The sequence below is a fragment of the Cupriavidus sp. 291-E7 genome (genome assembly GCF_057798835.1).
The window spans coordinates 1-14,610 of the sequence record NZ_JBYOJV010000037.1; the positions used below are offsets into that span (position 1 = coordinate 1).

Below are 14,610 nucleotides of genomic sequence, written 5' to 3' on the forward strand. Positions count from 1 at the left end.
AAAGCTCGTTGAGGCAATAAGGCGCAAGTCAGCGGATTTCATCGGGGCCCGCAGCAGAGAAACCGGCTGCAACAAGGCCGGATATACAGCTGCAACCCATCCTGTCCGTCTACACACAAGAGAGCTTGCTCAAACGGGAGACGTTCATATACAAACTACTATCGGCAGCTTCAAATGCCTGCCGCTGAACCGCTATTAACTTAAACCAACCAGCCTCCACGGTTCCCGGGGCGGTTCAGTATCGGGAAATTCTATTCCGTTGCAATCAATCGAGCACGAGCGGCACGAGTGATAGTGATGCAATAGACGCTTTTACATGGAGTCTTTGCGCCGGTCAGCCCTCTGGCGGCCTGAGTGGGCCTGAGGCGTTTTATCGTTGCTCACGAGTTGTACTACGGGGCTTACAAGAGCCAGTGCGCGGCGGCGAAACCTGCTCGCATCGACGCGTTGCAGCTTGAGGTGGTCCCATTTGATACAGAGGACGCCCAGCGCGCAGGCGAAATTCGTGCACAACTGGCGGCCGCTGGTATGCCGATCGGGCCCTATGACACATTGATTGCCGGACAGGCCAGGGTGCGCAACCTCGATCCTGTGACATACAACGTAAGCGAGTTTTCCCGTGTGGGGCGCAGCTACTAGTCGAAGACTGGCATGGTGGCGACCATTAGGAATGCTGCACACAGTCTGTGACCGGAGTGGAAAGTGCGCTGTCGCGAACGCTCAACGCCATCGAGGCCTAAGTCGTGCGCGCGTGTCTTACCGACCTGGCACTGTCCGAGCTACCGCTCGAGATCGCCGAGGCGCAAGTGCGCGGTATGGCAGGCCGCGGTGTCGCTCCAGCCCGACGACGTAGTGCGCCTCCGGCGCGAGGCGCAAAAACTCAATTCCGACCTACGCACCGCATTCAACATAAATTGCGCTGGCCGCTGTTGCCCTGTGGCCTATCGGCGCCTGTCAAAAGAGCGCACAGGGTTCGGCACGGCGAATCTCACCTGCAGGCCGCGTGAGTGGGATGCCTCGATTCTCAAGGAGCTTCGCTGCTCTTTCCCAGTCCTCGGGGCCGTAGTGGATCGATCGGCCGGAAGCCCGTCCGACGTCGTAGTTCGCAATCGTCGAGGAGAGAGGGCCAGGCTTCCGCGTCGCTGTCGTCGCGGGCCTTGTCCTGGGATCCACCACCACCACGATTGCCGCGATTGCCACTGTTTCTGCTTCCCATGATGATCCTCTTCTCGGTCGAGTTGCCGCCTCAAGTCGGGGCGGTGGAAGCATTCTGGATAAAGGCCGGGGAGAGATTAATTCCGATTTCTTGCTGAGATGGTTCCGCTTGGTTCGGCAACACCGGCAAGACCCAGAGGGCGACGCCCGCCACGCCATGCGAATAAGGGAGATTTGGACAAGGCGGTGGCCACGGCCGTCAATGCCCGAGGCCTGCCTTCCTGCCGATGCTCGTCGCGCTGGCGCGTTAGGTAGAATGGGTGGCGAAACTAAAAATATCATCGGGAGCATGAGCCATGGGGATTACACTGGCGGAAGCGGTATCGATGCGGTCGGTTGGGATGCGACGGGAGGTTCAATGATGGGCACCGGTGCCGTCGTGCTGGTCGACTTCGAGAGCGTCCAGGACATCGACTTCTCCCAACTCGCGGCCTCGCGCCTGGTGGTATTCGCTGGTGAAATCTAGAGGAGGGTCCTATTGAAGTGGTCATGGGGCTGCAAGCGCTCGGCGAGCGCGTCCGATGGGTTCGCTCAAGGTGGCTCCACTGGGCTGCTCCTGGGTGGAAGCGCCATTTCAGCAGCGTTGGCGGCACAGAATGAGGCGCTGAACAATGCGACCAGCGGTGTAAAGAAGCCTGGTACACCCGAAGAGCATCCGGAAGATGCTCGAGCAGGAGCGTCGGGCATTCGGTCAAACGGGAACCGTGCTGAACACGGGCGGATCGGATGGGCCCGCCATGGTCGGACCGAGCCCACTCGTGCTTGGCGGGGCAAAGAGTGGCGTCAAATCGGGGGTGCCTGGCAATGACTTCACGCCTAATCCGGATATTGCTGCGCCATATTCGAGACCGTCTGGTGCTGTTACCGTGGCGCGATTACCGCCAATCAGGTGGCAGATCACAAAGACCCATTGGTAGTAACGGGTCGGTGAATGTGCCTGCCCAAAGGGCTGTGGACGCTTTCCAGCCACATTGTTCGACTTGTTCAGCACCTCAAGGTGGCCAGCTTGGGGTATTTGGCAAGGCGATGAGTGGAAGGCCTGGTTCAGACGACGGAACTCTCGAGCAAGACTTCAAGGAAACGATCAACGATCAGGTTCTTTCGCCGGCCCTTCCTCGTTGCGATGCCCAGCGTTACTTCGAACTGCATCTCCTTTGCAACCAGTGGAGCGAGCATGCCTTTCTCAACCCAACTCGAAGCAAAGTGGTTGGGCAGGAAACCAATATATTCCCCGGTTAGAATCAGAAAAGCTATGCCTTCCCGGTCGGTCGCCGTTGCAGCACAGTGTAGGTCTCGGTGCAGTTGCATGGCTTCCGCGCTCATCCGGTAGCTCGGCGCTACGGCAGGCACCTCTCGCAGGTCCGACGCCGTTACCTTCCTCGCAGAAGCGAACAGTCGATGGTTGTGGCTGCAATAGAGTTGCGAGCGTTCTTCGTAGAGGGGGCTGTAGTCGAGCGCCGAGAGCGTCGTGAGCATTGGCAAGGCTCCGACGTGTATTCGGCCATCCAATATGCCTCTCTCTATTTCACCAGGCGTACTCATGCTGATGTTGATGCGCACGCCATCGCTCTGACGCCGGATTTCCTTCAGTGCATTGGTGATTCGCATCTTCGGCTGCGTGACTAGATTGTTCATAAGCCCGAGGTTAAGTTCACCGCGCAGGCTTCGATGTAGTTGATTTACCTCGGTGCGGAAGCCCTCTATCGCAGCGAGCACCGCTTCGCCTGCTCTAAGAACTTCACGGCCTTCATCCGTCAGGGCAAATCCAGCCCGCCCCCGCTGGCACAGCCGGACGCCAAGGCGCTCCTCGAGGTCGCTCATGTGCAGGCTGATTGCCGAGCGCGTGATACCGAGTGCACTCTCGGCCGCTGCAAAACTGCCGACCTCTGCTACTGCCCTGAAAACTCGAAGCAGTTTTAGGTCGAAGTCCGTGACCTGCGAAAGTGCGGTTTTCTTCATAGGTGAGCAAAATCAAAAGTAATGATGAGAAGAATAGTATTTTACTCACGTAATAGAGAGGCCACACTGCGGCGCACAGACCCTTCATCAAAGGAATTGTCGTGAACCCCTCCACCGCCCACGCCCTAAAGAACATGGCTGACCTGAACCTCAGCGCCCACTGGATGCCGTTCAGCGCCAACCGAAACTTTCGCGCAGACCCGCGTTTGATCGTCGCCGCTGAGGGGCGCCATCTGATTGACGCCGATGGCCGCAAGGTCTTCGACGGGTTGTCCGGCTTGTGGACGTGCGGTGCCGGCCATAGCCGCAAGGAGATTCAGGAAGCCGTGGCAAGCCAATTGAGCACTCTGGACTACGCGCCAGCGTTCCAATTCGGGCACCCCCTCTCATTCGCGCTGGCCGAGCGCATTGTGGACATGATGCCGGGCGATCTGAAGCACGTCTTCTACACCAATTCGGGCTCGGAATGCGCTGACACCGCAGTGAAGATGGCGCGCGCCTACTGGCGGCTGAAGGGCCAGCCTGCCAAGACCAAGCTCATTGGCCGGGCGCGGGGCTATCACGGTGTGAACGTTGCTGGTACCAGCCTGGGCGGCATCGGTGGCAACAGAAAAACGTTCGGCCAGTTGATGGACGTAGACCATCTTCCGCATACCCTACAAGCAGGCTGCGCCTTCACCAAGGGCCAGGCCGACACGGGCGGCATTGAGCTAGCCAATGAGTTGCTGAAACTTATCGAACTGCACGACGCGTCGAACATCGCTGCGGTCATCGTAGAACCGATGTCGGGGTCCGCCGGCGTAATTGTTCCGCCGAAGGGCTACCTCCAGCGTCTGCGTGAAATCTGCGACCAGCACGGAATTCTGCTGATTTTCGACGAAGTCATTACGGGCTTCGGCCGCATGGGCGAGGCAACGGGTGCCGAGTTCTTCGGCGTGACCCCCGACATCATGAATGTCGCCAAGCAACTGACCAACGGCGCCATCCCTATGGGTGCCGTCATTGCATCGATCGAAATCTACAACACGTTTATGAACCAGTCGGCACCGCAACACGCCGTAGAGTTCGCGCACGGCTATACGTACTCTGCCCACCCCGTCGCCTGCGCCGCAGGTCTTGCAACGCTCGACCTGCTCAAGCGGGAGAACCTCATTCAGAAAGCTGCCGACCTGGCCTCCCATTTTGAAAAGGCCATTCACGACATCCACGGCGCCAAGCACGTCGTGGACATCCGGAATTGCGGCCTGGCCGGGGCAATACAGATCGCGCCCCGCGACGGTGACGCGACCATCCGCCCGTTTGAGGCCGGCTTGGCGTTGTGGAGGAAGGGCTTCTACGTCCGATTTGGCGGAGACACGCTCCAATTCGGTCCGGCGTTCAACACGACGACGGGCGAGCTCGACACCATGTTCGACGCCGTTGGCGGTGTCCTTGAAACCCTCTCCTAAAGCAATACGACTGTTAGCCATTCTGCAACTATCAACGTCATGAACATCATTCCACACTTCATTAACGGCGAACGCGTCGTAGGCGAAGGCCGCCCTTCGTTGGTCTACAACCCATCTACGGGTGAGGTCACTGGTGAAATTGTCCTCGCGAACTCCGCCACCCTGAAGCACGCCATTCTGACCGCCAAAGCTGCATTCCCTGCATGGCGCAATACACCCCCAGCAAAGCGGGCACAGGTACTCTTCCGCTTCAAGCAGTTGCTGGAGGAGAATGAGAAGGCAATCGTCGAGCTCATTAGTCAGGAGCACGGCAAGACCATCGAAGACGCGGCTGGCGAACTAAAGCGCGGCATCGAGAACGTGGAATACGCCTGTGCCGCTCCCGAGCTGCTGAAAGGTGAATACAACCGCAACGTAGGTCCGAGCATCGATGCCTGGAGCGACTTCCAGCCGCTTGGCGTGGTCGCAGGCATCACGCCATTCAACTTCCCGGCGATGGTGCCGTTGTGGATGTATCCGCTTGCTATCGCCTGCGGCAACACCTTCGTCCTGAAGCCCTCCGAGCGCGATCCCAGTTCGACGCTCATGATTGCCGAACTGTTCTACAAGGCTGGCTTGCCCAAGGGGGTCCTCAACGTGGTCAACGGAAATAAGGAAGCCGTGGATGCACTGATTGAGCATCCGGACGTCAAGGCCCTGAGCTTTGTTGGATCCACGCCCATTGCTGAGTACATCTACGCCGAAGGTACTAAGCGAGGTAAGCGCGTGCAGGCCTTGGGCGGCGCCAAGAACCATGCGGTCTTCATGCCGGACGCTGACCTGCACAGCGCCGTCAACGCGTTAATGGGTGCTGCCTATGGCTCCTGCGGGGAGCGCTGCATGGCTATATCGGTTGCCGTATGTGTCGGCGACGAAATTGCCGATGCTCTCGTTCACAAGGTTGTTCCGGCAATTGAAGCGCTGAAGATTGGCCCTGGTACCTCGTGCGGCCTGGATATGGGGCCGCTGGTCACCGCTGCAGCGCTCGAACGAGTGACCGGATACATTGCAGCAGGCGAAGCCGCCGGCGCCAAGCTTCTGGTCGATGGTCGCGGCTTCAAAGTGGCGGGCCATGAAAATGGATACTTCCTGGGTGGCACGCTGTTCGACCATGTCGGCACCGACATGCCCATCTACAAGGACGAGATCTTCGGGCCGGTACTGTGCATCGTGCGCGTCAAAAGCCTGCAGGCAGCAATCGAGCTCATTAACGCCCACGAGTATGGCAATGGCACGTGCATCTTCACCCGCGATGGTGAATCGGCTCGCATCTTCTGCGACGAAATCGAAGTCGGCATGGTGGGCGTCAATGTGCCATTGCCGGTGCCCGTGGCCTACCACAGCTTTGGTGGCTGGAAGCGCTCACTCTTCGGCGACCTGCACGCGTACGGTCCCGACGGGGTCCGCTTCTACACCCGCCGCAAGGCAATTACCCAACGCTGGCCAAAGCGCGAGAGCACCGAGAAAGCACAGTTTGCTTTCCCAAGCAATAACTGACATTGCATAATCTGCGGACAGCCTCCGGGCTGTCTCAAAGGTCTGTCCGGATCCGTGCGTTGTCTCTTGAAATACTGCGCGCGACGTCTGAGCTCATCGAAACCAATCCTTGCGTGTTGGCGTTCTATTGATTTATCGCTGGCTCGCCTGCGAACGATTGCAATCGGGGCAGATGAATTTTAATGACTGCTACCGCGGACGGCCGGGCCAGCTGAGCCCAAAGTTATTGATGACAAACCGAAATTGACCTATGGCCCGCCCTGCTCGCGCACATATCAACCTGGATGCTTTGCGCCAGAACTACGCACACCTGAAGGAAAAACACGGAGGCCGTGCCCTGGCGGTACTCAAAGCGAACGCCTATGGCCACGGGGCCGTTCAGTGCGCTCAAGCACTGGCTAGCAAGGCTGACGGCTACGCGGTAGCATTTCTAGAAGAGGCGATCGCCTTGCGTCAAGCAGGAATCCGGGCGCCTATTTTGGTGTTGGAGGGCGTTTTCGACGAAGAGGACTTCGCGCTCGCTCAGATACTCAATTTGTGGGTTACCGTGCACCACGAGCAGCAGCTTCAGATGATTGAGCAATACCCGGTCTCTGCGCCACTAACAGTGTGGCTGAAGTTTGATACCGGCATGGCGCGTGCCGGCTTCGATATCGGTGAAGCCACCACGACCTACGCTCGACTCGTCGCGACGGATAAGGTCAGGAAAATCATCTTGATGTCCCATTTCGCGCGCGCTGACGAACCGGACTCGGACGCAACTGCAAGCCAGATTGCACTATTCAATGAAGCGACCTCGGAGCTTCCCTGCGAGCGGAGCCTCTGCAATTCTGCGGGGATACTGGCCTGGCCGTCGGCTCGGCAAGAGTGGGCTCGTCCCGGTGTTGCCATGTATGGTGCAGATCCGATGCTGTCGAATGACAGTGGGCTGATACCGGTGATGACCCTGGGCAGCCGCATATTTGCTGTCCGTAACCTTCGTCAAGGCGACGCATTAGGCTATGGAGCCCGCTTCGTCGCGAGACGTCCGACACGAGTCGGACTGGTCGCAATGGGCTACGCTGACGGATATCCCCGGGCGGCGTCAGAAGGAACACCGGTCTTGGTCGACGGGCAACTTTCAAGGCTTATTGGTCGTGTATCGATGGACATGCTCACAGTCGATATTACGGAAACACCGTCGGCAGGCATTGGCAGCACCGTCGAGCTGTGGGGAAAGCACGTCAGTGTCAACGAAGTGGCGAAGAGAGCGGGGACAATCGCTTACGAGTTACTCTGCAACATCAAACGAGTAGCACTGTCATACTCACCAGTGCTCCGGCTCGACCGTTGAATGGTATTGTTAGCGCGACTTCTTCCCCCGCAGAATGCGAAGTCCATCGTGTATCGATGAGCCGCTGCGAGTTTAGTCGCTCGTGGATGATGATTCCCCGTGGAAGCGGGCGTCAGACGACTGTTATGCGGGACTATCGAGCCGACAAGTGACCAATGCGGGCGATGCTAGTCACTGGTTGGCCTCCAAACAGATCATCGAAGATTTCAGGCGTGATGTAGTCATACAAACAGCAGTACCGACTCAAAGCTCGCAGGTCAGCGCCATCGTTTATCGGGACAGACTATCGAATTCCGAATCTAGGATGGGTCGGACAATCTGGACAAACCGATCGATCGCCGCCTGTTCCGGTTGCTCCTTTAGCCAGCTTGCGCCAACGCTAATTCTATAGTCGACGTCGCAAATTGGGCGGACGATTACGCCAGAAGGCAACATGGCGAATACACTTTCCGGCAATATGGCAACTCCCATCCCAGCCTTGATCAATGCCAAAGCGCCATGCACGGTCTGGACTCGATGTGCGATGATCGGTGCATAGCCATTCTCCGTGAACAACTTCAAAACTCCCGCAGTTCCAGCTTCCTGGACTGTCGGCAATAGGATTAACGGCTCAGACGCTAGCCTCCCCAGTGATATCGCTTCCACTGACGCCGAAAATCTTCTTTCTGGAACTGCCGCCCTAAATCGAATCTGCCCACAATCGACACTTGCAATGTTGCCGTGAGTGGCGGACGCAGTGCTCAGCGCCACATGAATGCGTCTTTCTTGAAGCGCGCGGCGTACCATGGGTGCGTCCAATTCTTCAAAGCAGAAATCAACTCCGGGCATCTCCTTTTGTAGCGCTTCGACGATCGCCGGCAGGAATTGGTAGCAGAGGGCATGCATGATGCCAACCTTCAGCGTTCCTCTATATCCACTGCCAATGGCAATTGCGGCGTCGAAACCGTCCTGAGCCAACCGAATCGCATCCCTCGCCCGCACATATAGGGCGTGACCGGCCTCGGTCAGACGCATGCCAGTGCTGCTGCGCTCGAACAGGTTGATACCGACCCTCTGCTCCAGCTTGCGAATTTGCACAGACAAAGGTGGCTGCGCCATATGTAGCCGAGCGGCCGCTGCGGCAAGCGTCTTCTCCTCTGCTACGGCGACAAAGTACGAAAAACCACGCAGATCGGTGCCTGTTAGCTTTGTCATATGGGGGCTTTCGAAAACAATATTTGTAACGTTGATGCTACGGTGGAACCATTGAGACAACGACAACCGCCTACACCTCTCTCGATGTCCATTGCAACCCTATCAGCCGCTGAACTGACCTCCTGCTATCGCAATAGAACGCTGTCCCCGGTCGACGTTGTCCGCGCGACTTTCGATCGCATCGATGATCTTCAGCCACATCTCAATTGCTTCCTGACCCTTTGTCACGACGACGCGCTCAAGGCCTCGCGGGAATCGGAAGCACGGTGGCTTCGCAATGCGCCGTTAAGCGCGTTGGACGGTGTGCCCTATTCCGTCAAGGACATTGTCAATACCAAGGGTATCAGGACCACCCACGGATCGGTGATATTTGCCGACAACATACCAGACACCGACGCACTGGCAGTTCAGAGAATGCGTCAGAGCGGTGCACTGCTGCTGGGTAAGACAACGACTTCTGAGTTCGGCGCCAAGTGCCTGACCGATGCACCACTTTTTGGGAAGACTCCCAATGCCTGGAGCAAGATGCATACCAGTGGCGGATCGAGTGGCGGTGCCGCCGTCGCTGTAGCCGCGGGGATGGGCCCAATCGCGATCGCGACGGATGGGGGTGGCTCTACCCGCATCCCTGCGGCGTGCAACGGTATTTTTGGTTTCAAGCAAAGTCTCGGTGTGGTTCCTCATAGCCAGGCTCAAGACGCCTTTTCAAACTACACCTACGTCACCCCAATGACCCGTACGGCCGTGGACACTGCGCTAATGCTGCAGGTCATGGCCGGCGAGGACTCGTGTGATCCGTGGTCAGTCGGCTACTCCGCCGAAGCATTCGCCCGGCATGCATCTTTTGCCGAATACTCGCTTCGGGGAAAGACTATTGGGTTCGCCCGTACCCCGAAAGGAAGGCCGATTGCATCGGCCGTCTCGGCGGCGTTCGATGCGGCCTTGGACGTGTTCCGAACTCAAGGTGCGATCGTAGAAGAAGTCACTCTTGATTTCGACGTGGAGGCGATCTGGCGAGTCATCAATCACACGAGCTGGCGAGCGCGATTCACGGATCTCGCTCGGTTGCACAGCGATGTCATGACACCATCCATGCTGCAGCAATTGGCACTGGTTCGGGACGTCACAACCGTCGAGTATCAAGCGGCACTGTTTGCACGAACAGCCTTGTATCGGCAGGTCGCGGATCTGTTCAAGACAATCGACTTCCTCATAACCCCCACGATCAACCAAACGGCACTCCCGATTGATCAGGATCTCTTCGGCAAGTTGGAGATCGATGGTGTCATCTATTCCGAAGTCCGGCCGAATTGGTTCCCTTGGACCATGCCGTTCAATTTGTCTGGCCATCCGGCAGTTTCCATACCGTGCGGCTGGTCTGCGCAAGGACTCCCGATCGGATTGCAAATGGTAGGCACGTTTAAGGAAGACGTACAACTGCTTGCTGCCGCCTACTCCTTTGAACAGGCGTGTCCGTCATTGCGGTCGCCCCTCGAAGCAGGTCAATTTCAGGCGTTGTAACCCTCCCGCGAACGGTACATATATGAAGCAACTACTAAGCATTCCACTTGCCGTATTGACGCTGGCATCCGCTACATTTGTCCCGCAAAAAGCTAGTGCTCAGGGCAAAGAGCCAATTCGCCTTGTAGTCGGATTCGCGCCGGGCGGTGCGCTCGATGCACTGGCTCGCGGTCTCGCGGAGGAACTGTCGTCCTCGCTTGGCGAAACCGTGCTGGTCGACAATCGCCCTGGGGCTTCCACCATGATGTCGATCGATTACGTCAAGCGCGCCAAGCCCGATGGTAGGACCATCTTGATTGCCTCAGGTCCACCCTTTGTCATCTTTCCGATGAGCTATAGGTCTCTCAAGTATGACTATCCCCGGGACTTCCGTCCGGTAGCTCATCTGACGAATAATCCGGCTGTCATTTCAACAGCAGTTTCATCGCCATACAAGTCATTTACCGACTATGTTTCCGCAGTGAAGAAAGATCCTGCACAGAGAACTTTTGGTTTGACGTCGCTCGGAGGCGCCCTTCACTTTGCAATTATTGCGCTCGGGAAGGAAATTGGTACGCCAATCGCCGCCGTCAACTACAAAGGGGGGGCGCCGCTTGTCACAGACATTGCTGGTGGGCACGTACCGGTCGGCACGGATGCGCTTGGTAGCCAGTTTGAATTGCATCGTTCGGGCAAGATACGAATTATTGCGGTTAGCGGAACCGAGCGAGTCAGATGGCTGCCCGACGTGCCGACGGTGCATGAACTTGGCTTCAAGGCGTTCGATCGAGCCACAACATCCTATGGTGCCTACGTCCCCTCCGGGACGCCAGACGTCATCGTTAAGACCCTGGAGTCGTCGTTTATCCGGGCCGTCAAGACACCACGAATGGGGGCGTTGCTAGATCGAATTGGCATGCAACCAACCGGTCTACCTGCGTCCTATCTAGCTACACAGATGCAAAAGGACCATGACTTCTGGAAACCAGTAGTCGAGGCGTCCGGCTTCAAGGTAGAGCAGTAGATGGACGTGCACGTTGGCGGTGAACTGCGCTCTCGAACACTTCCCGTTCTGGTGCTCATATGCGCGTCTCTTGCAGCTACAGCATGCTTTTTCAATGCGACGGCGGTCAGCGTACTGGCGCCGACCATCGCGCATAGCCTGCAGGCAACAAACGGTGAGATTCAATGGGTGATGTTGAGCTATTGGCTCAGTCTTTCGATTCTTACCCTCTGTTTAGGGAGAGTGGCGGACATCTATGGCAGGAAGCGAATATTTTGCGGTGGCGTGTGCATATTCACCGTAACCGCATGCCTTGGGGCATTGTCCCCCAATGCCATCCTGCTAATTTTCTTCCGATTGATACAGGGCGTCGCGGCCGCGGCGATCTTTTCGAATACAGCTGTCCTTGTTGCGGACGCCTATCGTGACCGCAACCTGGGGGGTGCGTTGGGCAGTCTTGCGATGGTTGCCGCGATTGCCCAGGCGCTCGGCCCATCACTAGGGGCGTGGCTTGATCACGCATTCGGTTGGCGGAGCATATTCGGGGTCTCCGCCGCATTGGGTATGGTCGTCTTTGTTTGCGCCATGAGAATTCTCCCCAAGGATGTTGTGCCGCCAGAACACGGTAGATTCGATTTCATCGGCGCAATGCTCTCGGCATTCGGACTCGGATTCCTGAGCTGGGCTCTCACCCGAGCCGGTTCCGCTGCGGGCCCGAACATGGCACTAACGGAAATTGGCACGGTGATTGCGCTCCTAGCGATAAGCCTGACGAGCTTCTTTTTCCTATGGAATTGGGTGCAAAAATTCCACTCGCCATTGATTCTGCCGTCGCTTCTCCGAGATGCCAGGCGATTGGCATTGTATGCGTGTGTGTTCGTAGTAGGCATTGCGCAGCAAGGACCGATCGTCATTCTAGCGATCTACTATCAGGTTGTCCTCGGCATTCCTGTTAGCGAGATTGGATGGCGACTCAGCGGGCTTGCTGCTGGAATGATACTGGGCGCGCCGGTCGCCGGCTGGGTCACCCGACACGTCCAGTCCGCAAAATTGTGCACGTTCGCGCTCACAGGACTTGCTATTTTCAGTCTCGCAATTGGGGCTGCCGTAGCTGTCGAAGCAACTTCATGGGTGGTGGTATGCGTGCTGGGACTTGGTGTCAGCCTTGCACTATTTGTGACACCGTGCAATCAGCTGCTCATAGCGCGAGCCCCCGTGGAGCATCGCGGGATCGTCAATGCACTTCGCGCATCGCTGCAAAGTGCCGGAGGACTCACTGGGATCGCCATTGTCATGCTGGCCCCTCATGCCACTCTGACACAGCGCACCCGCGATCAGATCTACTCGATCGGTAGCCAGGTATTGACAGCTGGCGAACGGGACATGCTGGTTCGAAGCATCGCATTCTCCCTTGCCGTTGTCGGTGTCATTTCGATAGTTAGCGCGGCATTCTTCTACCAGGTTTGGCGCCGCACGAAAACTCCTGAAATCGTTGCATGCCGCCCTAACACGTGACCAATTTTATTGGAATTACACCATATCAATATGTGATCTCCATTAATATCCAAACATAGCATTAATAAATGGCTAGTCAATTAAATATATAATATTACAAAAAATCTAAGCATATCATTTTTCTGAAAAAACGGATGCTCTGATGAAACTCCTTGAGCCAATCAGTATTTCTACAAGAATATTTTCCAACGAAGTACTTACAAACTGATCTAGGAGTATTTGTGAGTCGTATCACATTCGTCAATAAAGCCGCCATTGGTACTAGTCTTTCGCTGCTGGCTTCGGTGAGTTTTGCCCAATCATCTCTTGTTTTATACGGGGTAATCGACGCCGGCGTTGAGTATACCAATCATCAGCCCGGAAACGGAAATAGTGTCGTCCGGCAGACCACGGGCAACATCGCAGGCTCGCGTTGGGGTCTGCGTGGCACGGAGGAACTTGGCGGTAGTCTTCGCGCCCTTTTTGTCTTGGAGAACGGATTCGAAACAGACACGGGGAAGGCTGGGCTAGGCGGTCGGATGTTTGGGCGCCATGCCTATGTTGGTGTGCAGGGAAGCTGGGGGAGCGTCTTGCTGGGGCGACAGCAAGTCGCATTCTATGACTTCGTCGGTGATTTCGAGCCGATGGGCCTGGCGCCAAAGTACTCGATCTTTACTCAGGATCCAATATACACCCAGCGCGCGGACAATACGATCAAGTACGTCGGTGCATTTGGTGGCCTGAAAGCGTCCGCATTCTACAGCTTCGGCGCAGACAGCAACGCGATAAATGGCAGCGAAGTACCGGGCAACGCAAAGCTAGGCAGGGAGTTTGGTGGTTATGTCACATACACGACTGGCCCGATTGCGATCGCCGGGGCCTATGACGAGATCCGTACGGGCACACTGACACAATCCCCTGATGCAAAGGTGCGACGAATTTCCACGGCGGCAACCTATGCCATGGGATCGAGCAAATTTTTTGCGGGCTACCGGTGGGCTCGTGCCTATGATGGCGGCGTTGTACCGGGTGCAATTTCCGGCGCAGCCAACCAAGGGTCGAACCTGTACTGGCTTGGCGCGAGCTGGCAGGTGAAACCGGCCATTACCTTGCAGGGAGCCGCGTACTTTCAAGACTTCAAGAATACGGGTAACGACCCCTGGCTTTTTGCGGTGAAGGCAGAGTACGAGTTCTCCAAACGTACGCGCATCTACGCGTCGCTCGGCTATACGAAGAACAGGGGGACATCAAACCTCGGCTTCTCCGATGCGGGAAGGTCTTTCGGCAATACCAACCCGGGGCAGAATCAAGCGGGCGCCGTGATGGGGATGCGTCATTCGTTCTAAGGTCTCCCATCGAGTAGCCTTATGCATGCCGTCATGCGGCACTGTCGTCGCCGCGTGACGCGCAACATCCACCTATCGGCATGCAAGGAAGTAACAGGTACGCCTTCAGAAGGTATGGCTTCTGATCGAAATCTTGGAGAGTCACACAAGAAGATTCACTGCTAGCTTCTACGCTATGACGGGTTATTTCGCTTGTGCAACAGCGATTTTTGTACGGTATTTTTGTGCGGGAGAGGGTCAAGATTTGATGGCCATTGACCGATTCGGTGTTCGTACGCGAAGGTGTATAAATTTCCAACCACGGATTGCCTGCCAGATAGAGCTGGACACCGAGGTACCCGTACAGATTAGCCAGGAGCTTGATCGCATGGCTCTGGGCGCGCGGCTTCAGCAATCCCTCGAAGGGCCGCCAAAGGGGCGTCCATCGCTCCCGTGAGCGCGGGCCGCAACATTCCTTGGGTGGATCAGCAAGAAACCGTCGGTACGCCATGCAATCCTCCGCATCGATAGAGGACAGCGCTTTCCCTCGGACCAATATTGACCACAGGAGAAAGCGTTCAGCTTCTTTCTGGTACGGCCGTT

Annotated in this window: 11 protein-coding genes; 9 read left to right on the forward strand and 2 right to left on the reverse strand. The window is 56.8% G+C overall.

Going from position 1 to position 14,610, the window contains the following annotated elements; genetic code table 11:
* Positions 1 to 199 (forward strand): hypothetical protein (locus tag AC3FLX_RS32405; RefSeq protein WP_488697368.1); only part of this gene is annotated, 199 nt, incomplete at its 5' end.
* A 155-nt stretch (positions 200 to 354) separates the two neighbouring features.
* On the forward strand, positions 355 to 639 hold the full coding sequence (locus tag AC3FLX_RS32410; RefSeq protein WP_488701423.1) for a PIN domain-containing protein: 285 nt from the start codon (positions 355 to 357) through the stop codon (positions 637 to 639).
* A 1,620-nt stretch (positions 640 to 2,259) separates the two neighbouring features.
* On the opposite strand, the gene AC3FLX_RS32415 is transcribed toward AC3FLX_RS32410, so the two are convergent.
* Positions 2,260 to 3,174 (reverse strand): LysR family transcriptional regulator, encoded by a 915-nt coding sequence (locus tag AC3FLX_RS32415; RefSeq protein WP_488701424.1) that lies wholly within the window; start codon positions 3,172 to 3,174, stop codon positions 2,260 to 2,262.
* A 134-nt stretch (positions 3,175 to 3,308) separates the two neighbouring features.
* On the opposite strand from AC3FLX_RS32415, the gene aptA reads away from it, so the two are divergent.
* The 3 genes from aptA to alr all read left to right on the forward strand — a co-directional run bounded on the left by aptA (position 3,309) and on the right by alr (position 7,491).
* Positions 3,309 to 4,622, forward strand: a complete 1,314-nt coding sequence (gene aptA / locus AC3FLX_RS32420; protein ID WP_488701432.1) for an omega-aminotransferase AptA — start codon at positions 3,309 to 3,311, stop codon at positions 4,620 to 4,622.
* A 39-nt stretch (positions 4,623 to 4,661) separates the two neighbouring features.
* On the forward strand, positions 4,662 to 6,158 hold the full coding sequence (locus tag AC3FLX_RS32425; protein WP_488701425.1) for a CoA-acylating methylmalonate-semialdehyde dehydrogenase: 1,497 nt from the start codon (positions 4,662 to 4,664) through the stop codon (positions 6,156 to 6,158).
* Between the two features lie 250 nt (positions 6,159 to 6,408).
* Positions 6,409 to 7,491 (forward strand): alanine racemase, encoded by a 1,083-nt coding sequence (alr, locus tag AC3FLX_RS32430; protein ID WP_488701426.1) that lies wholly within the window; start codon positions 6,409 to 6,411, stop codon positions 7,489 to 7,491.
* A 270-nt stretch (positions 7,492 to 7,761) separates the two neighbouring features.
* On the opposite strand, the gene AC3FLX_RS32435 is transcribed toward alr, so the two are convergent.
* Complete coding sequence (locus AC3FLX_RS32435) at positions 7,762 to 8,745, reverse strand: LysR family transcriptional regulator (protein WP_488701427.1); 984 nt, start codon at positions 8,743 to 8,745, stop codon at positions 7,762 to 7,764.
* Between the two features lie 24 nt (positions 8,746 to 8,769).
* Here AC3FLX_RS32435 and AC3FLX_RS32440 point away from each other — a divergent pair, with 24 nt between their 5' ends.
* From AC3FLX_RS32440 to AC3FLX_RS32455, 4 genes are all read left to right on the forward strand, one after another.
* The gene (locus AC3FLX_RS32440; protein ID WP_488701428.1) at positions 8,770 to 10,206 is read left to right on the forward strand and encodes an amidase; all 1,437 of its coding nucleotides are present in this window, start codon (positions 8,770 to 8,772) and stop codon (positions 10,204 to 10,206) included.
* A 22-nt stretch (positions 10,207 to 10,228) separates the two neighbouring features.
* On the forward strand, positions 10,229 to 11,209 hold the full coding sequence (locus tag AC3FLX_RS32445; RefSeq protein WP_488701429.1) for a Bug family tripartite tricarboxylate transporter substrate binding protein: 981 nt from the start codon (positions 10,229 to 10,231) through the stop codon (positions 11,207 to 11,209).
* The gene (locus tag AC3FLX_RS32450; RefSeq protein WP_488701430.1) at positions 11,210 to 12,703 is read left to right on the forward strand and encodes an MFS transporter; all 1,494 of its coding nucleotides are present in this window, start codon (positions 11,210 to 11,212) and stop codon (positions 12,701 to 12,703) included.
* Between the two features lie 254 nt (positions 12,704 to 12,957).
* The gene (locus AC3FLX_RS32455) at positions 12,958 to 14,028 is read left to right on the forward strand and encodes a porin (RefSeq protein ID WP_488701433.1); all 1,071 of its coding nucleotides are present in this window, start codon (positions 12,958 to 12,960) and stop codon (positions 14,026 to 14,028) included.
* The last annotated feature ends 582 nt before the right edge of the window (positions 14,029 to 14,610 follow it).

What these genes read in the sequence shown, in the direction of transcription:
- AC3FLX_RS32425 (WP_488701425.1), top strand. Translation starts at nt 4,662, where the DNA reads ATGAACATCATTCCACACTTCATTAACGGCGAACGCGTCGTAGGCGAA.
- alr (WP_488701426.1), top strand. Translation starts at nt 6,409, where the DNA reads ATGGCCCGCCCTGCTCGCGCACATATCAACCTGGATGCTTTGCGCCAG.
- AC3FLX_RS32415 (WP_488701424.1), bottom strand. Translation starts at nt 3,174, where the DNA reads ATGAAGAAAACCGCACTTTCGCAGGTCACGGACTTCGACCTAAAACTG.
- AC3FLX_RS32440 (WP_488701428.1), top strand. Translation starts at nt 8,770, where the DNA reads ATGTCCATTGCAACCCTATCAGCCGCTGAACTGACCTCCTGCTATCGC.
- AC3FLX_RS32450 (WP_488701430.1), top strand. Translation starts at nt 11,210, where the DNA reads ATGGACGTGCACGTTGGCGGTGAACTGCGCTCTCGAACACTTCCCGTT.
- AC3FLX_RS32445 (WP_488701429.1), top strand. Translation starts at nt 10,229, where the DNA reads ATGAAGCAACTACTAAGCATTCCACTTGCCGTATTGACGCTGGCATCC.
- aptA (WP_488701432.1), top strand. Translation starts at nt 3,309, where the DNA reads ATGGCTGACCTGAACCTCAGCGCCCACTGGATGCCGTTCAGCGCCAAC.